At 53.4% G+C, this 22,648-nt stretch carries 20 protein-coding genes; 5 read left to right on the forward strand and 15 right to left on the reverse strand.

Features of this window, described 5'->3' with window-relative positions; all coding sequences use genetic code 11:
* On the forward strand, nucleotides 1-225 hold a 225-nt coding region (locus tag MRY86_RS25805), incomplete at its 5' end, for a hypothetical protein (protein ID WP_293572055.1).
* Here the strand turns inward: MRY86_RS25805 and MRY86_RS25810 are convergent.
* The gene (locus tag MRY86_RS25810; RefSeq protein ID WP_293569448.1) at nucleotides 222-1,337 is read right to left on the reverse strand and encodes a cysteine synthase family protein; all 1,116 of its coding nucleotides are present in this window, start codon (nucleotides 1,335-1,337) and stop codon (nucleotides 222-224) included. The two genes, MRY86_RS25805 and MRY86_RS25810, sit on opposite strands and share 4 nt — an antisense overlap.
* Nucleotides 1,338-1,685: 348 nt before the next feature.
* Between MRY86_RS25810 and MRY86_RS25815 the strand changes: the two genes are divergently transcribed.
* Nucleotides 1,686-2,114 carry an NUDIX domain-containing protein gene (locus MRY86_RS25815; RefSeq protein ID WP_293569450.1) on the forward strand — a complete coding sequence of 143 codons (429 nt, stop codon included), beginning with the start codon at nucleotides 1,686-1,688 and terminating at the stop codon, nucleotides 2,112-2,114.
* Nucleotides 2,115-2,279: 165 nt separating this feature from the next.
* Here MRY86_RS25815 and MRY86_RS25820 read toward each other — a convergent pair whose 3' ends face one another.
* The 10 genes from MRY86_RS25820 to MRY86_RS25865 all read right to left on the reverse strand — a co-directional run bounded on the left by MRY86_RS25820 (nucleotide 2,280) and on the right by MRY86_RS25865 (nucleotide 16,195).
* Nucleotides 2,280-3,071 (reverse strand): OmpA family protein, encoded by a 792-nt coding sequence (locus tag MRY86_RS25820; protein ID WP_293569451.1) that lies wholly within the window; start codon nucleotides 3,069-3,071, stop codon nucleotides 2,280-2,282.
* Nucleotides 3,072-3,143: 72 nt separating this feature from the next.
* On the reverse strand, nucleotides 3,144-3,632 hold the full coding sequence (locus MRY86_RS25825; protein WP_293569453.1) for a hypothetical protein: 489 nt from the start codon (nucleotides 3,630-3,632) through the stop codon (nucleotides 3,144-3,146).
* A gap of 35 nt (nucleotides 3,633-3,667) precedes the next feature.
* On the reverse strand, nucleotides 3,668-4,636 hold the full coding sequence (locus tag MRY86_RS25830) for a Gfo/Idh/MocA family oxidoreductase (RefSeq protein ID WP_293569455.1): 969 nt from the start codon (nucleotides 4,634-4,636) through the stop codon (nucleotides 3,668-3,670).
* A 15-nt stretch (nucleotides 4,637-4,651) separates the two neighbouring features.
* The gene (locus MRY86_RS25835) at nucleotides 4,652-5,233 is read right to left on the reverse strand and encodes an acyltransferase (protein WP_293569457.1); all 582 of its coding nucleotides are present in this window, start codon (nucleotides 5,231-5,233) and stop codon (nucleotides 4,652-4,654) included.
* Nucleotides 5,234-5,280: 47 nt separating this feature from the next.
* Nucleotides 5,281-6,330 (reverse strand): PorP/SprF family type IX secretion system membrane protein, encoded by a 1,050-nt coding sequence (locus tag MRY86_RS25840; protein WP_293569459.1) that lies wholly within the window; start codon nucleotides 6,328-6,330, stop codon nucleotides 5,281-5,283.
* 42 nt (nucleotides 6,331-6,372) lie between these two features.
* Nucleotides 6,373-11,901 carry a proprotein convertase P-domain-containing protein gene (locus MRY86_RS25845; RefSeq protein WP_293569461.1) on the reverse strand — a complete coding sequence of 1,843 codons (5,529 nt, stop codon included), beginning with the start codon at nucleotides 11,899-11,901 and terminating at the stop codon, nucleotides 6,373-6,375.
* A gap of 13 nt (nucleotides 11,902-11,914) precedes the next feature.
* Nucleotides 11,915-12,256, reverse strand: a complete 342-nt coding sequence (locus MRY86_RS25850) for a hypothetical protein (protein WP_293569463.1) — start codon at nucleotides 12,254-12,256, stop codon at nucleotides 11,915-11,917.
* 345 nt (nucleotides 12,257-12,601) lie between these two features.
* Nucleotides 12,602-13,192, reverse strand: a complete 591-nt coding sequence (locus MRY86_RS25855; RefSeq protein WP_293572057.1) for a hypothetical protein — start codon at nucleotides 13,190-13,192, stop codon at nucleotides 12,602-12,604.
* Nucleotides 13,193-13,448: 256 nt separating this feature from the next.
* Entirely contained in the window at nucleotides 13,449-14,186 is a 738-nt protein-coding gene (locus tag MRY86_RS25860) for an RluA family pseudouridine synthase (protein ID WP_293566704.1), read from the reverse strand.
* Between the two features lie 11 nt (nucleotides 14,187-14,197).
* Complete coding sequence (locus tag MRY86_RS25865; RefSeq protein WP_293566705.1) at nucleotides 14,198-16,195, reverse strand: bifunctional riboflavin kinase/FAD synthetase; 1,998 nt, start codon at nucleotides 16,193-16,195, stop codon at nucleotides 14,198-14,200.
* A gap of 110 nt (nucleotides 16,196-16,305) precedes the next feature.
* On the opposite strand from MRY86_RS25865, the gene MRY86_RS25870 reads away from it, so the two are divergent.
* Nucleotides 16,306-17,403 (forward strand): Mrp/NBP35 family ATP-binding protein, encoded by a 1,098-nt coding sequence (locus tag MRY86_RS25870; protein ID WP_293566706.1) that lies wholly within the window; start codon nucleotides 16,306-16,308, stop codon nucleotides 17,401-17,403.
* 5 nt (nucleotides 17,404-17,408) lie between these two features.
* Nucleotides 17,409-17,672 (forward strand): NifU family protein, encoded by a 264-nt coding sequence (locus MRY86_RS25875; protein WP_044229259.1) that lies wholly within the window; start codon nucleotides 17,409-17,411, stop codon nucleotides 17,670-17,672.
* On the opposite strand, the gene glgX is transcribed toward MRY86_RS25875, so the two are convergent.
* The 4 genes from glgX to MRY86_RS25895 form a co-directional block, all read right to left on the reverse strand.
* Nucleotides 17,673-19,727, reverse strand: a complete 2,055-nt coding sequence (glgX, locus tag MRY86_RS25880; protein ID WP_293566707.1) for a glycogen debranching protein GlgX — start codon at nucleotides 19,725-19,727, stop codon at nucleotides 17,673-17,675.
* 80 nt (nucleotides 19,728-19,807) lie between these two features.
* Nucleotides 19,808-20,089 (reverse strand): hypothetical protein, encoded by a 282-nt coding sequence (locus MRY86_RS25885; RefSeq protein ID WP_293572059.1) that lies wholly within the window; start codon nucleotides 20,087-20,089, stop codon nucleotides 19,808-19,810.
* Between the two features lie 3 nt (nucleotides 20,090-20,092).
* Nucleotides 20,093-20,860 (reverse strand): Rossmann-like and DUF2520 domain-containing protein, encoded by a 768-nt coding sequence (locus MRY86_RS25890; RefSeq protein WP_293572061.1) that lies wholly within the window; start codon nucleotides 20,858-20,860, stop codon nucleotides 20,093-20,095.
* Between the two features lie 11 nt (nucleotides 20,861-20,871).
* Nucleotides 20,872-21,528, reverse strand: coding sequence for a YggS family pyridoxal phosphate-dependent enzyme (locus tag MRY86_RS25895; protein ID WP_293572063.1), 657 nt, complete (start codon nucleotides 21,526-21,528; stop codon nucleotides 20,872-20,874).
* A gap of 130 nt (nucleotides 21,529-21,658) precedes the next feature.
* On the opposite strand from MRY86_RS25895, the gene folD reads away from it, so the two are divergent.
* Entirely contained in the window at nucleotides 21,659-22,537 is an 879-nt protein-coding gene (folD, locus tag MRY86_RS25900; protein ID WP_293572065.1) for a bifunctional methylenetetrahydrofolate dehydrogenase/methenyltetrahydrofolate cyclohydrolase FolD, read from the forward strand.
* Nucleotides 22,538-22,648 lie beyond the last annotated feature (111 nt).

Consider the following 22,648-nt stretch of genomic DNA (forward strand, 5'->3'; position numbering starts at 1 on the left):
GGCAGTGGGCAGTCTGGGAGTGGGGGAGTCTTGCAGTCGGCAGTGGGCAGTCTGGGAGTGGGCAGTCTGGGAGTGGGCAGTCTTGGAGTGGGTAGTGGGCAGTTTGGGAGTGGGCAGTGGGTAGTCTGGGAGTGGGGGGAGAGCGAAGGGGGCCTGATGTGGGCTGGTTTTGGGCGGGTGCCGGGTTACAGTCAACAGGCTGCCTTCGCTCTGAGGTGTTGTTAGCTCATTGCTTTGAGGGTTTGCCGGAGGTAGCGCTTGTACTTGATGCGGTACGCCCGGTAGATTTTGCGGTAGCGGGTGTAGGAGTCTTCGTGGTGCATGACGGGGTGAGGGTGCTCGCCATTTACAGGGGCAGGTTGTTGCATAAAGCCCTGCTGTTTCATCCACTCGTCGTTGTAAATTTTGCCGAGGTAGCGGGTGCCGTGGTCGGGGAAGAGGGCAACAACTACATCCGTTGGCTTGAGCTGCTCCTTGAGGCGGAATACGGCTTGCATGGCAGAGCCACTGGAGTAGCCTACGAGGAGGCCTTCCTGGCGGGCCAACTGACGGGCGCGGTGTGCGCTGCTGCGGTCGGTAACTTTGATAAAGTCGTCGATCAGATCGAATGCTACGTTGCCGGGGATGATGGTTTTGCCCAGGCCTTCTACTTTGTAGGGATAGATTTCACTTTGGTCAAACTCGCCGGTTTCCCAGTACTTTTTGAGTACGGAGCCATAAGCATCTACGGCGATGATTTTGATGTCCGGATTTTTCTCTTTGAGGTAGCGGGCGGTGCCGGATAGGGTGCCACCTGTACCTGCACAACAGACGTAGTGCGTGATTTTGCCCTCGGTCTGCTCCCAGATTTCCGGACCGGTAGAGCTGTAGTGGGCCTGCGAGTTGTTGAGGTTGAAGTTTTGAGCCAGGTAGTAGGCCCCGGGGATGTCCTCAGACAACTGCTTGGCGCGGGAGTAGTAGGAGCGGGGATCTTCGGGCGCGGCATCTGCAGGGCAGACGACTACTTCGGCGCCCATAGCTTTCAGCAGGGACAGCTTCTCCTGAGAGGCTTTGCTGGAAACCGTGAGGACACAACGGTAGCCCTTGAGGCTGCAGATCATCGCCAGGCTGTAGCCGGTGTTGCCGGAGGTGGCCTCCACGATGGTATCGCCGGGCTTGATAAGCCCTTCGCGTTCTGCCTGTTCGACCATAAACAACGCCGTCCGGTCTTTTGCCGATTGCCCGGGGTTGTAAGCTTCTACTTTTCCGTAAATTTTCGCCGGCAGGTCTTTGGTGATCCGGCTGAGGTGGATGAGTGGCGTATTGCCGATAGTTGCCAGTACGTTCTCGTATCGCATATAAGCTTGCTTTTTGCTCACGATAGGCTGCACGTTTTGTACAGCTTGTTTGATTTTAATAGGCTCGGACTTCGGGCGGAACGCCCAAAAACCAATTACAGATTTGCAGTCCCGATACGATTGTAAGAACAAAGGTAATAAATTTTTTGCCTCCAGAAAGCGGGGCTTTTCTATTTCTTCCCTGGCCTGAAAACTATTTCATGCGCAATGACCAAAATGACCCTTCAGGAATGAAAAAAGTCAACAATCAGAAACAAAAGCTGTTTTTGACTTATCTTGCTATGTATGCGCACAGTATGCACTGCCTGTGCAATATTGGCAAAACGGCATCAAATACCCATTTTCTTTATGGCAGACACACAGATTTCCTTTAAAGCCAGATTGATTCTTTATCATCGAGGCCGTATTCTGTTGCTTAAACAAACGAAGCCTAACGGGGGCAATTACACGCTCGTGGGCGGTACGGTGGAATCCAGGGAGTTCGCCCGTCAGGCGCTGATCCGGGAGAGCTTTGAAGAAGCAGGGATCATCCTGCGGGAGGAGGACTTGGAATTGGCGCACTTGCTGCACAAAGTGAATGGAGAAGAGCACCGCATTGTCTTTTACTTCAAAGCCTACCGCTGGGAGGGCGAATTAAAAGCCAAAGAGACACATAAGTTCAGGGAAGCAGAATGGTTTTACCTGGAGGATTTACCCAGAAACCTGACCTCAACGGTACGCCATGTCCTTGAGGCGTACCGTCATGGCCAGCTGTATTCTGAATATCTTAAAAAATAAGGTTTAGGAACGTTTAAATAATAACTTCACCATTTATGACTGCTTCTTTTTGCGCTGGTCTGCGTTGCTCATCAGTCAGGTAGCTTTGGCTATCTTCTTTCTTCGCGCCTTGCCCAGCACAAAAATAACCGACTCAAAATGTCGAATCTATTTTTTTAACGTTCCTTAATTTGCTACCACGGGTGGTTCCAGCAGCTGGAAGAACTGATCAAGCCGCGGCATAATTACAATTTCAGTGCGGCGGTTGAGGCTGCGGCCGGTTTCGGAATCGTTATCTGCTTTGGGCAGTTTGTCCGCCCTTCCGGCCGCGATCATGCGGGTAGGGTCTACGTAGTGTTCTTCCTCCAATGCCCTTACCACTGCCGTAGCGCGTTTTACGCTTAGGTCCCAGTTGTCTTTAATACAGTTGTTGGAAATGGGTACGTTATCAGTATGGCCTTCCACCATAAGGTTGAGGTCGCTGTGATCGCTGACCACCATAGCTACCTTGCCCAATACTTCATTCGCTTGAGCGGTGATTTTGGAACTACCGGACTGGAACAAGAGCTGGTCTGAGATAGAGACGTGCACCACGCCGCCCCGGACTTCCACCTTCACATCATCGTCGTTCAGGTCGGAAAGGGAGCGTTTGAGGTTGAGCACCAACGCCAGGTTGAGGGAGTCTTTTTCCTGCATCTTAGTCGTCAGGTCCTCAATGAATTGGTACTGTTGGTTGATGTTCTCGAGAGACTCCCGGATACTCGTGGCGCCTTCCTTGCTCACGATGGACAAGTCGGACATACGGTCAAGCAAGCTGGAGTTCGTAAACTGCAGGTGCTCGACCTGGTCTTCCAGCTGCTGGATTTGCTTGTCTTTTTCATTCACCTGCCGTTCCAGGCTTTCGACTTTGCCCTTGTTGCAGGCGGAAAAAGTGAAGAGGGTGATGGTCAGTAACGCGAAGAGGGTTGTTTGTTTCATCCTGTTTTAGCATTAATGGTGGATGGAAAGAACTGAATTGCCCCTCCGTTTAGTATATCCGGCGGCCATTTATCACTCTGTGGCAGAGCTGATTTTCCGGTGAACGCCCACGTAGTCGTCATCTTCTTCGCCATCTCCATCCCAGTCCAGTCGGGCTTTCAGGCTGATCAGACCGTTCTCAACGCCGGCTTCATAGTGGTAAGTGGCATTAGGCTCCACCATCATGAGCGTGTCTCCAAAAACATTCCACATGCCCCGGCTCGTGCTCAGTATGGTATCGGTAAGGCTGGTGAAGACCTGCTCATATTTATTATCCAGTTTATAATAGGTCTTTACCGGCTTAACTCCCAAACGGTTTACCCATTCTTCCTCCCGGACTTCAAAAACGTAGGAGGTATCGGTGCCGTTAGCCGAATTGATATCTACACGTAAAGAAACGGATTCCCAGGTGCCGGGCAGGGTCTTTTGCAGGTCTGCCTTTCCGCTATCTGTGGTGGAGGCCGGATCTGACGAACAACCAATGATCAGCGCCAGAAAAATAAAAAATGGTAGCTTATTCATGCTGCTTCAGTTAATTTGTAGCGCAAAAGTAAATCTTACTGGTGAAAAGGATGAGGCGCCAAGGGCAATTTAGCTAAAGGATGAAAATCCCCTTTTAGCCCGAGTGGTTGCTGATGCCGGATATCGTGCACAATTTCAATGGCAGGGCGGGCTGCACTCAGCGGGAATCCTTTGCCATCAAGAACCGCCTGGTAACTTTGGGTATGCAGGTCGGTAAATCCACCGCTGAACTCAAAGTCCTCCCCCTCAATGGTCAGCGCCCGGAAAGTACGCCCCCCGGCTGCTTCAACGGCTTTGGGCAAGGTATCTGCATTGATGCTTAGGAACCATCTTACTCTGGCTCGCTCGAATTCCAAAAAGCCCGCCGCCCGGTCGTGCGTATGCAGGTGGACGGTATTCTGTTGTACTGGTCCGAAAATCCACTGCAGCATATCGTAAAAATGCACGCCGATGTTGGTGGCAATGCCGCCCGACTGTGGTTCCCGGCCTTTCCAGCTGGCGTAGTACCAGTTGCCGCGGGAGGTAATATAGGTCAGGTCTACATCAAACTTGGAATCCTCTGGGGCTTGCTGTACCCGCTCCCGGAGTTGCTGTACGCTGGGGTGGAGGCGAAGCTGCAGGATGTTGAATACGGACCGCCCCGTTTCAGCCGCAATTTCCTCCAGGGCATCGAGGTTCCAGGGATTGAGCACCAGAGGCTTTTCACATATGACATCTGCTCCGTGGCGCAGCCCGAATCGGATGTGGGCGTCATGAAGATAGTTGGGAGAGCAAACACTCAGGTAGTGAAGTGGTGTGCCGGAGCGCTTCAGCTTTTCGAGGTGCCGGTCGAAGCGTTCGTATTCCACAAAAAAGGCGGCATCCGGAAAAAAGGAGTCGATCACCCCCACGGAGTCATGCTTGTCAAGGGCTGCAATGAGGTCATTACCGGTATCCAGTATGGCTTGCATATGCCGGGGAGCAACGTAACCCGCTGCGCCAATCAGCGCAAAGTTGTGTTTCATGTTCTTGCAGTTGGATTAGGAAAGAGGATGGATGCGGTCTCCGGTCTTTAGGTAAACAGTCCCGGTTGCCGGGCAGACGGCGCGTTGGTCTTTTCCAAAGGAAAGCTTCTCACCGTGGGCGCTCATCCAGCCGATTTGCCGTGCGGGTACACCAGCCACCAGCGCATAAGCCGGTACGTCGCGGGTCACCACCGCGCCTGCAGCTATGAAAGCGTAGGTGCCGATGGTATGGCCGCACAGTAAGGTGGCATTAGCGCCAACGGTGGCCCCTCTTTGGATCAGTGTCTGCCGGTACTCCGTTTTGCGCTCCACACCAGCCCGCGGATTGATCACATTCGTGAAAACCATGGATGGCCCCAGGAATACCTCATCTTCGCAAATGACGCCCTCGTACAGAGAGACGTTGTTCTGTACTTTCACCCGGTTGCCAATTTGCACCCCGGAGGCTACGAAGACATTCTGCCCGAGGCTGCAGCCTTCACCAATGACAGCACCGGGCATCAGGTGGCAAAAGTGCCAGATTTTTGTGCCTTTGCCAATTTGTGCCCCTTCGTCCACCCAGGCAGAGGGGTGGACATAGTAATCCTTGCTTTCCATACGTTGCGTAAATGATCTACGCCAAAAGTACGGTGCGCCAGCGGTAATTAAAACTTCGGGCAGGTAACATTCGTACGCCAGCGGGCAGGTCGTGTGTAAATAAAGCTGACCTCGAATGCACCACGGGAGTTATTGGCCGTAGCCAGTACAGAAGTGGTGATGTCGTAGCTCAGCCCAATATTCCAGCGTTCCATTTCAAGTACGGTGGTGGCTACGATGGCATCCATGGCTACGCCAGAATCCAGCTGATTGGAAAAATGGGTCCATCCGCCGGCCCGGATGGCCACTTCCCGCCAGTCGCGGTTGGTATAGCGGAAGTTGGCTCCTGCCATAACACTCAGGTGCGGGCCCTGGCTCATTACTGCAGCTGCTGGCAACAGGCTAAGCCCTTTGGCTAAAGGGAACTCTCCGCCCATATGGCCTACGAAGCGCATATCCAGAGGTGTAGCATCGGCACCCAGGAAGGAGATATTGGGCTCATTGAGGTGCATAAGGGAGCCGCCAATGTAAAAACTTTGGTTGTCTTCAAAGGTGATAAACCATAGCAGCCCGGCGTTGAAGTCAAGGTACATATTTGTACTCATTTCATCGCCGAAGGCTTCGCCGTTGTCGGCACCAAAGTCAATAGAGCCATTGCTGGCATTGAACTGCTGGGAGAACCAGAGCCGCTGCCAGTTCAGGCCGTGCTGCCCAAAGCCTACCTGAGCCCCGGCCACCAGGTACTGGGTGTAGGGCCGGTAGCCGGAGCCACCGAGCTGCTTCAGGAAAGAACCGCCGATATTGGCCTTGGTCCGATTGAAATTGGCCAGGCCGACCTCGTCGCGCATGGCACTGATGCCAAGCCCAAAGTAGTCATCATTCTGCACCCGGAAGCGCATGTCGAAACTGGCGGCAAGGGTGCGGTAAGGATTATTGTCCAAAATAGCCGGGTAAAGGTCCCGATAGTTGGCCACAAAGCGCATACGCCCTTCAAAAACCCCGATCATTGCAGGGTTCATTTCCAGAGGAGCCGCGTAGAACTGAGATAGTCTGGGGTCCTGTGCCTGCAGGGCAGACAGGGTGCCCAGTAACAATAGTATAGTGTAGATATAACGCATAGTCTGCTTTTTTCGGTTTGAGTGTGTCAAAATCGGGTGCCGTTATCGGATTAAAGTGGTCTGCCCTTCGAGGGCCTCCTCCCGCCCGTCCGGATAGGTGACGATGACCTGCCAGATGTAAACACCGGGCATAAGGGGTTTGCCACGGTAGTTGCCATCCCAGCCGTTGGCTTCGGAGTTGACTTCAAATTCACTGCGCTCGAACACGAGTTCGCCCCAGCGGTCGTAAACCCGGAAGGTTTCCACGAAAGTGCCTTCCTGCCCGTGGACGATCAGGCGGTCGTTCGTGTTGTCCCCGTTTGGCGTAAAGCCGGTGGGCACTTCCACGATCCTCGGTTTTTCCACGTAAATACGCAGCTGATCGCTATCCGTACAGCCCAGAGAGTCTACGCCAACCAATTCATACAAAATAGAAAATTCCGGTGAAGCGACCGGATTGAAACAGTCGGTACAGCTCAGGGTGCCTTCGTAGGGTGGGATCCAGGTGTAGGAAACGTTGCCCGTGGCATTCTCACTTGTTCCATAGATGCGTACACTATCTCCCAGGGTGATGGTGTAGCTCTCAGGACCGGCATCAATTTTGAGTTCAGGCGGATTATTGATGGACGTATTTTCACTGCTGATACAGCCATTGTTGTCCCGAACATAAACGATGTAGTCGTCTGCTTCCAGCCCGATCAGCATGCTGGAGCCGGAGAAGAAGTCATTGTCGAGGCTGTATCGGTAGGGGGGGGTTCCTCCTGTGGCATTAACCTGAATGCTGCCGTTTGCCTCATCAAAGCAAATCGGATTTTGAGCGGAGAGGTCCACCATGAGTGGTTCCGGAGCATCAACGCTATCGGTTAAAATGATCTCACAGGCGTTAGCGTCCGTTAGGGTTAGGGTATAGGAACCGGCTCCCAGGCCAGTTGCGGAACCGCTACTTTGCCCATTGGACCAATTGAAGGCATAACCCGGTGTGCCTCCGGACGGCAGGGCGGTCAGCGTGCCATTGAGGTTGCCAAAACAATCGATATCCTCGCCTTGCAGCGCCGCTTCAAGTGGAGTAGGCTCTGTAATCCGGAATTCTGCAATACCCGCACATCCGTTTTGATCATTGACGGTAAGGGTATAGGTGCCTGCGGCAAGGTCTGTAGCGGTTTCAGTGGTTTGTCCGTTGCTCCATTCGTAAGTAAACGGTGGTGCATCCCCGGTCACTTCCACTGCCGTAGCCGTTCCATCCATTCCACCGCTACAACTTACGCTGTCGGTAGCGACTTCCACGGTGATTGGAAGTGGTTCGGGCAGGAAGCGTTCTCTTATGCGCTCACACCCCTGTCCATCAGAAACGGTTACGGAATAGGTCTGCCCGCCAGCTAGCCCATCGGTAATCGGGCTGGAATCCCCTGTACTCCATGTGATGGTGTAGTCTTCAAAGGTTTGGCCGTTGCCGCCAGTGATTAGGTTGATGCCAAGCCGGCCGTCAACCTGCCCGTTACAGGAAGGCGGATTGGTGATGATCAGGAAGGAAATTTCCTCAAGGTCGGCAGGAAGGATGGTGTCTACCGCGGTACAACCGCTGTTATCTGTCACGGTTACAGTATAAGGTATGGTATCCAATCCGGTAGCCGTAGCAGTATTCTGACCGTTGCTCCAGCTGTAGGTAAAACCTCCCGTGCCGCCAAATCCGGTCACGGTTGCCTGATTGTCCTGTTCGCCAAAACAACCCTGCTGGGTCTGCATGACTTCAAGGGTTACTGCCTCTTCCGGTTCAGCCAGGGTTGTCGAAGATTCCAGCGTACATCCGTTGTCATCGGTGATCGTTACCTGCACGGCTCCGGCCTCCAACCCGTCAGCTGTAGGCCCTTCCTGCTGATTGCTCCAGCTGAAAGCGTAAGGAGCGGTTCCGCCTTCCGGCAGTGCAGTGGCGGAGCCATCTGAGCCACCGTTGCAGCTGGCATCCTGTATTTGAAAGGTCACGCTGAGCGGCTCCGGTTCAGTGAGGGTAACAGATTGCTCGGCCATACAGTTGTTGTCATCCGTTACGCTGACTGTGTAGGTTTGTGCGCTGAGCATGTTGGCGGTGGCACTGCTTTGCGCAAGGTTGTCGCTCCAGTTGTAGGTGTAGTCCCCGGTCCCACCGGTGACAAAAACACTTGCGGAGCCATTGTCCCCACCGTTGCAAAGGGGAGGCGTAAAGGTTAGTGAGTCGATAAGCAAAGCCGGGGGCGAAGTGACCTCCGCACAGGCGATCTGTTCACAGCCATTGCCATCGGTGATGGTCAGGCAGTAGTTGCCAGCCTGCAAGCCATCAATTTCGGGTGTTGTGGCTGTGTTGCTCCAGGAATAGTCATAAGGTGGTACGCCTCCGGTGACCACACTTTGTAAGGCCCCATCCTCCAACTCAGCACAACTGGCAGCCTGTGGGGCGAGTTGAATAATAATGGAGTCCGGTTGGGTGATTGTGACTGTGTCAATGGCCGTGCACCCGAGGGCATCAGAGACCTGCAGGATGTAGGTGCCTGCGGTGAGCCCGTTCGGTGTTGGCGTATCTCCAATGCCTGGGTCTCCCCAATCGTAGCTGTAGCCGCCATTGCCGCCGTTGGCTGTTGCTGCAATCGCACCAGTAGAGCCGCTATGGCAGTCGATGGTTGCTGTGATTTGAAGGCTGACCGTGAGCGTATCCGGTTCGTTGAGCCCAAATTGCAGGGTGTCCGCACAGCCATTAGCGTCATTTAGGATAACCTGATAATTGCCTGCGCTTAAACCGGTGAACGTAGGATCTGACTGAGGCGTGCCGCCATCCAAGCTGTAGGTGAGCGGGGCTATTCCACCCTGCGCTGAAATGGTCGCACTGCCATCAGCAGCACCAAAACAGGTGGGGTCGGTCAGTGCATCCGCTGTTCCGGTAAGGGTGCAAAGCGCAATGGAACAAACCGTTTCGCCTACGGCAACTTCACAATCCAGCTGCGCCCCTCCGGTGAAGACGCGCACTTCAAAGGTGATGTTGTCACTATTGCTCAGACCTGTAAGTTCATAGGAGGTACCCGTTACGGGCCCTTCCCAGTTGCCGGGAACGCCGTTGATCGTCGCCCGGATTTCGTATTGTGTGAAGTCACCAACAGCTGTCCAGTCAAACTGCAGCACGCCAGGACCAGTAACTAGACAGCTTACCTGCGGAGCCGGGATATCCGAAACCACGCCGACCAATACCGTATCCATATCTACACAACCGTAGCTGTCATTGGTCTCTACAATATAGCTTGTGGTCATGGTTGGGGTGGCAACGGGGTCCGGACAATCGGTACAGGACAAGTCATCTCCTTCCCAGCTGTAGGTCACCTCGTTATTGTTGTTGAAGGTGATGGACCAGGAAGTAAATTCGCCGACATCATTGGGTGCAAAGGCATCAGAAGCCCGTAGGATCCAGTTGCCATTGATATTACTGCCCGTCAGGTCTGTCCAGTTCCCTTCGGGCTGAAAGTCGCCGGTAAAGGGGCCTGTCCCTGCATTAATTGGAGTGGCTGCTGTGGGGGTAAAGCAGGTATTGGTGTAGTTGTCTGACCCACCACCGTTGCCAGTACTCAGCTCAAGGGTTTGCCCGGTTGGCGATTCCAGGAACAGGTTAATGTCTCCGTTCCAGTTGGTTTCAATGTTGACGCATACGGACTCGATCTGTGCAGTCGGATCCGTTAAAACCAGCGGGTTGATACTATTGACATTTATGGCCGATTCGTAAGGGTTATTGTTCGGGTAGTTGGCTGCGCCAAAGGGAATTTGCGGAATCTGCTCGAAAGTAATAGGCACCATACCTGCAAGGGGCGAAGTGGCATCGAGGGCAGCACTTTCGCCTTCACAGATGACGGTATCCGTTAGCGGGCTGTCTGAAAAGCCACAGCTGTAGCAGTCCGGATGTGTAGTGGGTAGCGCCTGTATATTGACCGTAGTGTCGAAAGTGCAGCCAAAGTCATTGGTCACCGTAAAAGTGTAGCTGGAGGTGCCCGCATTCTGAGGTATAGCAGAAATCGAATCCTGGCTATAGAAAATCATGTTGTCTGTTTCGATCCAGCCCCAGTCAGTAAGGACCGGCTGAAAAGTTTCCAGGTTGGCAAACAGGCTGGGGTCAAAATTCAGGCCCCACTGGAAGAGCCAGCCATTGTCTTGGGAGAGGTTGTCCTGCACCCGGATGGTCCATTCGCCATTGAGAGGGCAGCCTTCTAGGTTGGAAAAGTCTTGTTGGGGCAGGTAGCTCCCTTCCGGAAAGTAGGAGTCCATATAAGAAAAGGTCTGGCCGGTATTCTCACTGGGTACGGTCGTGTAGGTATACTGGTAGTCGCCGGCTTCCTCATTCAGTGTGCCATAATCCGTACCTGTCATGCTAAAACAGTATTCGTAGGGCACGCCGGGCGTCAGGTCACCGGACTGACTGTCCACACCTCCTGTGGCGAAGGGCTCGCCAAAGTTGGTGGAGCCGACGGATGATGCAACATAATCAAGGATGAAAACAGATTGCCCGTTAGGGCAGATCAACTCGATGTCCAGGTCACCACCGTAGGAATGTTCCATACTCAGGCATACGCTGGAAAGCAGGTCGGAATTGGTCAGGGTAGCCCCCGGAGGAAACTGATTCAGGCCTACCGAGGAGAAATAGCTTGTACCGTTGCCATCGGGAAGCAACAGGGTATCGGAACGGCTGCCCCCTTGCTGAAAGCTGCCTTCCACCGTGGAGGCGGCAACATCCACGCCACTGAACATACTATCCACGGTTCCAACCAGGCTAATGGTGTCTCCCACACAACCTGGCAGCAATGCGTCGCCAAAGTTGTACTCTGGGTAAGTCGAAACCCGCACCCGTTGCGAAATAAAGTTGGTGCTGGTACAGCCCTCCGTATCTGTGATGGTCAGCTGTACGGTATACCCGCCCGGTTCGGTGTATTCGTGGGAGACATTTGGCCCAACTGCCTCGGAACCGTCGCCGAAGTTCCACAGAAAGGTGGAGGTCAGGTCAGACTGCGGGTAGTCCAGGTTGTTTTGCGGATAAAGGCCCTCGCCTTCAAAGGAGACCCGGTCTCCGGGGCAAATATCAATATAACCAGTATCAGCCGGGACGATCGCGGGGTCAGAAAAAGCGATGGTGGAAAGAATCGTCTGGCAATCCTGGATACATTCAATATTGGCACTCCAGCCGACGTCTTCGCCGGTTGCATCAGAAGTGAAGGTTACCGTTACGCAGCCCGAGGGGTTAGCCGCCGTGGCCTGAATGATGATGCCGTTTCCGTAGGTAAGCTCATTGGAGCAAGCCAGCTGTGGAGCGCTCGTATCCTCTCCGTCATAAAAGCACAAAAGGTCGCCGGGCTGTATGTTCATTCCCGGAAAAGTCAGCTGAATGTTTTCGCCAGCGCCGGTCGGGCAGAAGGTCATTTCGAGGTCTTCATTAGGCCCATAACCATTCATGTTGCCGCCGGTATCCAGGAATAACCCGTCGCAGGCGTTGATCAGGGGCGACTCTCCCATGAGGAAATTTTGGGCCTGCCCAGCAGCGACAGACATAAAAAGGGCAAAAAATACGAGTAGGCGTTTATGTATGCTCATGAAGTGAGAATTTCTATTTGGTTTGAATGTAGAATTTCGAATGCTCCGAAGCCGGTTTGGCGAATTGAGCTGTAATTAACTGATAGCTAGTGTTCTGCCTCTGGAAAACTTCCGCGGAGTCACCTGCTACCAAGTAATCCAGCCTGGCCGCACCAGTATTTTGGCTTCCGTAAATTGGTGGGATAAGATAGATAGATTTAGCGGCTTGATGAAAGGGTGTTGCTGTTTTCAAGCAGGAATCACCGCCTGCCCTCCTGTAAGAAGCGCTAAACAAAAATAGCAATTTTAAATGGTCTTCAAAACAGCCTGTCTTTTTTTCTACAGGAGCTATTGCTGTTGGGGGGCGGTTCATCATCGTTCGGTGGTTGGCTAATCAGTAGGTATATGCAATATAAAGTGGTCACCGACGATAAATGTCGGGTCACTGATCCAGACATTCATCGTCTGGGGTCATTGATCCAGACATTCATCGTCTGGAATCTTGGATTTGCGACATCGACCCTTGAAAAGCATAGCTTGTCAGGGCAGGCGGAAGCCACTTAATCGTCAGCATAGAAACCTCTGCCCCAAACCAAGTGATTTGAAGGCAGGACTGCTGCAAAAATATTCTATTCCACGGGTAAATCCCCATTCAAAAGCTGTTAATTCTACTCCGTTGGCGACAAATATTGGGAAAAGTAGGGTTTGGGCTAAGCAAAGGCTAAAAAGACCACCGGTTATTCCGGGTCCATTCCCTGAGCAGAGCGGTCCGTTTGGCGGCAAGGGGAATACTTCGCTCATTGACCTTTATGCGCAGGATATCGTGCGGAAGGTATTGTTCGGTGCTGCTGTTCCACCGGTATTGTATCCAGATGCTGGCCCGGTCTTCCATGCCGTCCCCATCGTAATCCTGGCTGCCACTGTCGACATGCAGGTAGACGAGATCCGCCGGCTGATTGCCCGGCTGAGGCACACTGCGTTCAAAGTAGCCAAACAGCCCTAATATTTGTTGGTAGGAAGGGCCACGCCGTGCATAGACCTGCCCACTGCACCCACCGGAACCACAGTGGGAAGCAGAGTTGATTTCTATAAAAAGCAGATCCGGGTTATGGCGGCTTCCAACAAGCGGAATGTATTCAATATTGCAATTAGCGCAAGGGTCGCTCTCATAAACTTCTCCGCTTCGGGAGGTGAGCGCATCACAAAGCCCGAGCTTACTGGCGATCTCCAAGCCTGCCTTTTCGGGCTGCGCCCATCCCCACAGGGGCAATAATAGCCCCAACCAAATTTTCAGTACCGTTCTCAAAGGCATATCCGCTGTAGTATAGCCTGTCCGTCAGCGCAGCAGGCCTGGTGTAGAAATAAAGACTACGAAAACTTAGGGTCGTCTTAGTGATTGTCAGCGAAGGGTATAGGAGTTATACCGACGATTAAGCGGTTGGCCTCGGCAAACCTACTCAATTTCGGCATACGCTTTGAAGCAGTATGCCCTGGAGTAGCATGCCACTTCGTAATGCGTATATCCTTTGCCAGGCAAGCTACAAAAAAATCGCATTTTTCAAAGGGGGCTAAGGTGTTTTTCCCCATTTTCTAAGCTGATTTAACACCGCACGCAGGTCTTTGGGCAGAGGCGCTTCAATCTGCAGAGGTTGCTCATGGCTGGGATGGACCAAGGAGAGCCGGCTGGAATGCAGGGCGATCCGGCTGAGCAGGGGGCGTTCCTCTCTGGTTTTGCCGAGTTGAAAGCCCCGGGTTTTGATTTCAGAAAGGTAAAGGGCTTCGCGCCGCCCATAGAAAGCATCCACGGCAAGGGGGTGGCCAATGGCGGAGGCATGCACCCGGATTTGGTGGGTGCGTCCGGTCTCGATCCGGAATTCAGCCAATGCAAATTGACGGAAGGCCTCCAGGACCTTGTAGTGGGTAACGGATGCTTTACCTTTCCTAACGACCATCATTTGGCCGGGTTTGGCCGGGTTGGGGCCAATGGGGCGGTCGATAGTGCCCTCTGCTTCGGCTGGGCAGCCGTCCAAAATAGCGGTGTAGGCTTTGTCTACCGTGCGTTCCTGAAACTGCTGCGATAAGCTGCGGTGGCTCTCTTCGTTGAGGGCGAAGACCAACAAGCCAGAGGTTTCGCGGTCCAGCCGGTGCACCGTCCAGACCTTCCCAAATAACTGGTCGAGCTGGGTTTTCAGGTTGGGCTTTTCATCTGGCTTAAAGCGGTCAGGCAGGGTTAGCAGGCCTGCGGGCTTGTTCACGACCAACAGGTCATCGTCCTGATGCAGGATTTCGGGTTGGTGCTTTGGCATGGTAGGGTCCGTTAAAGGTCTTTAAAATGCTGAATGTTACGGGCGTAGAAGGCCCACACAATGCTTTTGGCGTACCGGCCGGCCAGATTGGGCTTGCCGGCAATGCTTACTTTCGCAATCCGGTCCTGATTTTCCCGCCGCTTGCGCCAGGTGGCCTTCCACTGCCCAAAGAAGGACCAGTGGGCCCGCACAATGGAGGCGATATGCTGAAATTTGCCCTGAGACAAAAACAGCAATCCGGCCACACCGTCGAGCAGGAGCCGGGCGGGTAAAATCCAGGCCAGACGGCTGGTCGTTTCATTCTTAACGAGGGTGAACAGGCTGTTGCGGAAATTCAGAAATGCTTTGCGGGGCGTATTGTAGGACAAAGTCCCTCCGCCTACATGGTAAACGACTGACCGGGGGCGTGCCATAACTTTATAGCCTGCCCGCTTTATGCGCCAGCACAAATCAATCTCTTCAGAATGAGCAAAGTAGTCCCCATCAAAGCCTCCGAGTTGCCGGTACAGGCTGGACCGGACCAGTAAAGCGGCTCCCGTTGCCCAAAATACTTCCTGTAGCTCATCGTACTGTCCTTTGTCCGTTTCCGTAACGGAGAAGATACGGCCCCGGCAAAAGGGATAGCCGAGGTTGTCGAGCCAGCCACCGGCAGCACCGGCGTATTCGAATTTTTCGCGATCGTGATAGGCAAGGATTTTGGGTTGTACTGCACCTACCGTGGTATCGCGCTCCAGGAGTTCCACCAGAGGCTCAAGCCAGCCGGGGGTCACTTCCACATCTGAGTTGAGTAGCAGAAAATAAGGGGCATCGACCTGGGCCAGTGCCTGATTGTAGCCTTCCGCAAAGCCGTAGTTCGTTTTCAGGTCGATATGCCGCAGCTTCGGGTGGGCTTCCGCCAAAAAAGCGAGCGAGTCATCGGTTGAGCCGTTGTCCGCAATGATGACCTCAACGTTGCCACCCGAATGTTCCAGGACCTTAGGGAGCAATTGCTCAAGGTAATTTCTGCCATTGTAATTGAGGATGACGACCGCCACGCGGGGGCCTTTATCTATTTTTTTTTTCGCATGCTCGCGCTCCCGGGATTCGATAATAGCTTGTGTTTCCAGCCGGTCCTGTGCAAGCCGCTCGCTGAGCTGCTCCAGACCGCTAAAAGCCTCGTCGTCCCGGGTGCGGGCTACCAATTCCAGCCGCAGTTTGTCACCGTAGATGTCCTTGTCGAAGTCAAAGAGGTTGACCTCAATGGTTTTGTTTTGGTATTCCTTTAGGGTGGGGCGGTCGCCAATGTATAACATGCCACCGTACCGCTGCCCTTTGTGGTAGGCATAGACAGCGTATATACCGGTTGGGGGGAGCAATTTGTGCCGGTTGTTAAGATCGAGGTTAGCCGTTGGGAAGCCTAGTTTTTTTCCGATTTTATTACCGTGGACTACCGTTCCGGTCAAGACAAAATAGTGCCCCAGGAGCCGCTGTGCCTGATCAACAGCGCCCTGCTCCAGGGCTTTGCGGATTTTGGTCGAGCTTACCGCGATGTCTTCCACTTCATGCTTGCCGATTTCCACCACCTCATAGCCGGATGCTTCACCGTGCCATTTAAGGTAGTTAATATCTCCCTGCCGGTTGAGCCCGAAGCGGTGGTCATAGCCGATGACGATGTAGCGGGGATGAAATTTCTCAACCAGGAATTTCTGGATGTACTCATCGGCACTTTGCTGAGAAAACTCTACCGTAAAAGGCACCACCACCACATTATCGATACCGTAGCGCCGCATCAGGTCTACCTTTTCGTCAATGGAAGTGATAAGCTGCAGGGTGTTGTCCCTAGGATAGATGACGAGGCGGGGGTGGGGGTGGAAAGTAATCACGATGCTCTCGCCACCGCATTGCCGGGCCAGCCCCTTGACCCGCTCCAGGATTTGCTGATGCCCCAGGTGGACCCCATCAAATGAGCCGATGGTGACAACAGCGTTTTGAAAATCCGGTAAATCATTCAGGTCATTGAAAACTCTCATGCGCAGTAGGCTAATGCATAAAACAGCTAGAAAACTGTTCTGGGCTTTTAATTGTTTGTAATTTTGCTTTCCTTCTTAATCCTATTCAATCTAAATAGAAATTAGCTCTAGTGAGTTTTGATAAAACAAAAATAGTAAAGGCGCTAACCAAAGTCACTGACCCGAACTCCGGCCAGGATATCATTACGATGAATATGGTGCGCGACCTCGAAATCGACGGCAATAATATCAATTTTTCACTGGAATTGCCATCCCTGGATTCCAGGAATAAGTCAGATATGAATTTTGCGTGCATGCAAGCCGTCCAGGAAGTGTACCCGGAGGCGAACGTGAACGTCCACATGATCAGCGCTGCGCCCGGTGTACAACAACAGCCCAACAGCCCGGTTAGCCACATTAAGAACATCATCGCAGTGGGTTCCGGCAAAGGGGGCGTAGGCAAATCTACCATTGCCGTTAATCTGGCACTGGGGCTCAAGCAGCTCGGCGCAAAGGTAGGCCTGATCGATGCTGACCTCTATGGCCCTTCCATTCCAACCATGCTTGGTTTGCAGGGGCAGCGCCCACAGGTTAAGCAAATTTACGATCAGCCCAAAATTATGCCGCTGGAGGCTTACGGTATGCCTGTGATGTCCATTGGCTTCATCATTGAACCAGAACAGGCCGTGGTGCTGCGTGGCCCCAGGCTGTCAGGCATCATCAAGCAGTTTTTCAATGATACCGTCTGGCCGCCCCTGGATTATCTCATCGTTGACCTTCCTCCCGGTACCGGTGATATTCAGCTCAGCCTGGTCCAAACCGTTCCTGTGACGGGCGCCATTATGGTAACCACACCACAGGAAGTGGCCATCGCTGATGCGATTAAAGCCATGAATATGTTCCTCCTGCCTTCGGTCAACGTGCCGATTTTGGGAGTTGTGGAAAATATGTCCTGGTTCACGCCGGCTGAACTGCCCGACAATAAGTACTTCCTCTTTGGGGAAGGCGGTGGCAAGCGGCTGGCCAGGGAGAGCAATTCTGTTCTACTGGGGCAGGTGCCTATTGTACAGGGCATACGCGAGGGCGGTGACGAAGGCAAGCCGGTTGTCCTGCGCGATGTGCCCCATGCCACGGAAGCCATGCAGCTGGTGGCTAAGAATGCCGCCCGTCAGATTGCCATCCGCAATGAAACCAAAGACCCAACCCGTATTGTAAAAATGAATAATTAAGCGCCATGTCGAATACCAAAAAGCAAGAACTGATTCAACGCGTCGACGAGGCGCTCAACGATGTCCGGCCTCACCTGGCTGTCGATGGGGGCAATGTGGAAGTGGTGGATGTCACCGAAGACCATATTGTTAAAATCAAATGGCTGGGTACCTGCGAAAATTGCAGCATGTCAATGATGACGATGAAGGCCGGCATCGAGCAGGCATTGATCGGCAAAATCCCTGAGGTAAGTGCTGTGGAAGCCATCAACGGGCTAAACGTTGGCTAACTACTGGCCGTCTACCAATACCACTACCGAACGGGCATTGACATAAACACTCCCGCCACGTATGACCGGAGCCTCCTCAAAATCCACGATATCCTGCGGGCTATCCGCTGCGGTATTGATGATACGCCTCCAGGGCTGCCCGCCTTTGGGCTTCGGTATCTGAAAACTCAGGTGCTCCCAATAGGCGTTGACCATCACGTGCATCCGGTAGGGGTAGTTGCTGTTCTTTAGGGTGTAAGATAAGGTGTGAGAATGGTGGCTCCAGTCAGGATGGTTGTTGCGTACCCCGCCAAATTTACAGCGGGAGCCACCCAGAGCATCAGGGCTGTTCCAGTAAAACTGCTCCTGAAAAAAAGGGGTATTCAGGTTGAGTTGTATCAGTGCCCGGGCAAATCGCAACACCCCTTGCTGCTCCTCAACTGCACTCCAGTCAAACCAACTGATTTCATTATCCTGGCAGTAAGCGTTATTGTTGCCGTGCTGAGTGCGGCGGACCTCATCACCCATAAGTAACATAGGGGTGCCCTGACTGAGCAGCAGTAAGGTAAGGTGGTTCTTGACCTGCCGTTCCCTGAGTTTCCGGATCACCGGGTCTTTGGTTGGGCCTTCCGCACCGCAATTCCAGCTGTGGTTGTCGTTGTGCCCGTCGCGGTTGTCTTCCCCATTGGCCCAGTTGTGCTTTTGGTTGTAAGAGACCTGGTCATTGAGGGTGAAGCCATCATGGCAGGTGACGAAGTTGATACTGCGGTTGGGGTCGCGCAGTAGCTTTCCAAATAAATCCGGGCTGGCATTGATGCGGTTGGCTGCAATACGGGTCATGCCCTGATCGCCTTTGAGGAAGCGCCGGATGTCATCGCGGTAAGCGCCATTCCACTCTGCCCATTTGTCGCCGACGAAATTGCCCAGTTGGTATTGTTGAACGTCCCAGGCTTCGGCAATGATTTTGGTAGGCGCCAGGACCGGGTCAGACTCAATTTCCCAAAGGATGGGCGGGTTTTGTACTGGCCGCCCGGCTTCGTCTCTCGACAAAATGGAGGCGAGGTCAAAGCGGAACCCGTCCACATGCATTTCGTCAACCCAGTACCGCAAGCAATCGCGGATAAGGCGGCGCACCACTGAATGATTGGCGTTGAGCGTGTTGCCAGTGCCGGAGTAATTGCGGTAGCGGTAATGCTCATCGAGCATGTAATAGGCCCGGTTTTCGATGCTTTTGAAGGAGAGGATAGGCCCATCAACGCCTCCCTCACCGGTGTGGTTGAAGACTACATCCAAAATCACCTCGATTCCTGCACGGTGCAGGGCCTTGACCATGTCCCGGAATTCATTGACGGCACCAATTGGGTCATCCGTACTGGCATAACCGGTATGTGGCGCAAAGAGGGCAATGGGCGCGTAGCCCCAATAGTTGGTCAGGTTGGAATCGGGCACGTCCGCCGGGTCAAACTGCTGTACAGGCATGAGCTCTACGGAGTTGATGCCCAGCGCTTTCAGGTAAGGGATCTTTTCGATAAGCCCCCGGTAAGTCCCCCGTAGTTTATCGTCTACGCCAGCGCTTTGGTGTTTGGTAAAGCCTCCGACGTGCAGCTCGTAAATGATGGAGTGGGAATAAGGATGGTTAAGCGGCCGGTCGCCTTCCCAGTCGTAGCTGCCATTGGCCACCACCACGCTCTTGATGGCTTTGGCGGTGTTGTCTCCGGGGCGATTTGCGGCCTGACGCTCATAGGTGTCCATCACGACTGCCCGGGCATAGGGATCGATCAGCAGTTTGTTCCCGTCGAAATAGTAGCCAATTTCCGGTGCATAAGGGCCATAAACCTTCCAGCCGTATAGTTGTCCCTCCTGCACCCCCTCCACAAAGATGTGCCAGTAGTAGAAGGTTTTGTTGGCTTCCGGGTCAAGGCGGAATACCTGCAACGGCGTGCTGTGATCGTTGGCGTCAAACAACAGCAGCTCAACGGCGGAGGCATGCTTGGAGAAAATGCTGAAGTTGGTGCCTGCCGGGTATACGGTCGCACCAAGTGGAGCACTTCGGCCGGTTTGGGCATAATAGGACATAAAGCGGAAGGGTTTGTTCCGGGCTGAAGATAAGGAAACCCGTGCCGATATCGTACAGGATAGCTGGCCTGAATTCCGGCTTACAAAATATCGTCAAACTCGTCTTCCGCTTCTTCGGGCTGCAGGCGTTGCAGTGCGCCCTGATGAATGCGGTGCAGGCGGCTCATTTCAGCCATTGCCTCTTCCATAAAGGTCGCATCTACCAGCCGGCGGATGTCATTGACGGAGTTGATGTACTCGCCTGTGCGGAATTTGTAGGCTTGTTCATGTTTCCCATCTTCAAACTTGACGGTGAAGCGGTTGTCCATCTGGAAAATGGTGATTTTCAGTTTGGGATGTTCGATATAGCCGGCGATGCGCATGCTTTAAAACGTTTGAATGTAAGAAGTGATGGCTTTATAGACGGTTGAAAGCTCCGGATGGTTCGCCAGTTGCCCAAGGTGGCGCTCAATAGTTTGCTGATCCCTGCGTATGGCCGGGCCCGTCTGAGCCTTTCGGGGCTCTTGCCGGGTGCCTTTTTGGATGGTAGCCCGGAGTAAGGGTTTGAGGATGTCACGGGGCAGGTGGGCTTCCTCTGTCAGGGTATGGCTGGCCTGTAGCATGGCGTTGGTAAAGTTGTTGATAAACACGGCCGCCAGGTGCAAAGTGGCGCGCTGCTCATCGTTCACCAGGTGCACCTGATGGCTGATCCGCCCGGCGATTTCCTGCAGTGCCTGCTGAATGGCGGGAGTCGCGCCATCTATGCACATAGGGATTTGTGTAAAATCAGCCGGCTGCCCTTTGGTAAGGGTCTGAAGGGGGTAGAATACGCCCCAATTCGCCCAGGCATCAGACAGGACAGAAGAAGGGGTAGCCCCTGAGGTATGAGCCAGCAACGTGGTTTTGGGCAAATGGGCAGACAGGCTTTGAGCCACTGTTCTGATCGCATCGTCTTTGACCGCAAGCAAGCAAAGTTCGCTTTCAGGGCTTACAGCACTTAGCTGATGAATGGGGGCGGCATCGACATGTTCGGCCAGCGGCCGGGCTTTTGAAAGCTGACGGCTGTAAATCTGTAGGATAGTGTAACCGGCCTGATGAAGCGTCAGTGCCAGGTGGCTGGCTACATTGCCTGCGCCAATGATGGTGATATTCATGGCGGAGGTATTTAGTTTCGAGGGCCAAATAGCAAGCTGCCGATGCGGACCATGGTGCTGCCTTCTTCCTGAGCAAGCGGGTAGTCGCCCGACATGCCCATAGAAATTTCCTTAAAATGAGGCTGAGCAGAAAAATACACTTCGCGGAGGGTGTCGAAAATCCGGTGCAGGGCCTGAAATTCCCTGCGGACTTTATCCTGGTCGTCTGTAAAAGTGGCCATGCCCATGACGCCACAGATGCGCACGTGCTCAAAGTTCTGAAAAGCGGGGCCTTCGAGCATAGCTTTAGCTTCCGGCAGATCAAAGCCAAACTTGCTTTCCTCCTCTGCGATGTGGAATTGCAGCAGGCAGTCGATCACCCGGCCGGACTGTTTAGCCCGCTTGTTGATCTCCTTGAGGACTTTCTGGCGGTCTACGGAATGCACGAGGTGCACAAAATCCGCCATGTACTTGACTTTGTTGGTCTGCAGGTGGCCAATGAAGTGCCAACGGATATCTTTGGGCAGGGCTTCGTATTTGTCTGCCATCTCCTGTACCCGGTTTTCACCGAAGTCGCGCTGCCCCAATTCATACAATTCCATGATCTGCTCATTGGGCTTGGTTTTGGAGACTGCGATGAGATGGGTGTCGGTTTGGGCAAGCTGCTGTTGGAGTTCCTTGAAGTTCATATTTGCGTGGATCGTCGTTTTTGCTTTTTGGTTCTAACACTTCAGCGGCACCAAGGTTGTCCGCTCTGCCGCCACAGAATTGGCCGGAGTCTATGGATTAATTCCTACCTTTGCAGCAAAAATAAGCCCTATGCAGATACTTGATGGAAGAGCCCTGGCTAAAACAATCCGTGCAGAACTGGCAGAAGAAGTCCAAAAGTTGAAAGCTGCCGGCAAGCGGGCGCCGCACCTGGCCGCCGTATTGGTGGGCGAAGACCCCGCCAGTCAGGTTTATGTACGCAATAAAGTCCGCTCCTGCGAAAAAGTCGGCTTCGAGTCTTCTTTGGTCCGCCTTCCTGCGGACACTTCAGAAGAGGAAGTCCTCAAAGTGGTGCATAACCTAAATGAGGATGCCGCTGTCGATGGCTTCATCGTGCAACTGCCCCTCCCGGGCCACATCAATGAGGAGCGGGTGACCCTCGCCATTGACCCCCGAAAAGACGTTGACGGTTTCCATCCGGTCAACTTCGGGCGCATGGCGCAAAGCATGCCTTGCTATTTGCCCGCCACACCCGCTGGCATACTGGAGATGATCCGCCGTTATGAGCTGCCTACTGAGGGTAAGGAGGTCGTGGTACTGGGCCGCAGCAATATCGTGGGCACACCCATGAGCATCCTGCTTTCCCGCAAAGGCTACCCCGGCAATGCTACGGTGACGCTTTGCCATTCCCGTACCAAAGATCTGGCGGAGCATACCCGCCGTGCTGATATCCTGGTGGCGGCCATTGGTATTCCGGAGTTTGTAAAGCCGGATATGGTGAAGGAAGGTGCGGTTATTATTGATGTCGGTATTAACCGTGTGGAGGCACCGGAGCTTGAAAAAGGCTATCGGCTCTGCGGAGATGTGGACTACGAAGCGGTGGCGGAAAAGGCTTCCTGGATTACTCCCGTTCCGGGCGGCGTTGGGCAGCTTACCGTGGTGTCGCTGCTGATGAACACGCTGCGGGCGGCTAAGGGGGAGGTTTATTAGGGTTTAGGTTTAGAGGGTTAGGGTTTAGGGGTTAGGGTTTAGGGGTTAGGGTTTAGGGGTTAGGGTTTAGGGGTTAGGGTTTAGGGGTTAGGGTTTAGGGGTTAGGGTTTA

The organism is Phaeodactylibacter sp., assembly GCF_022763345.1.
Classification (GTDB): Bacteria; Bacteroidota; Bacteroidia; order Chitinophagales; family Saprospiraceae; genus Phaeodactylibacter.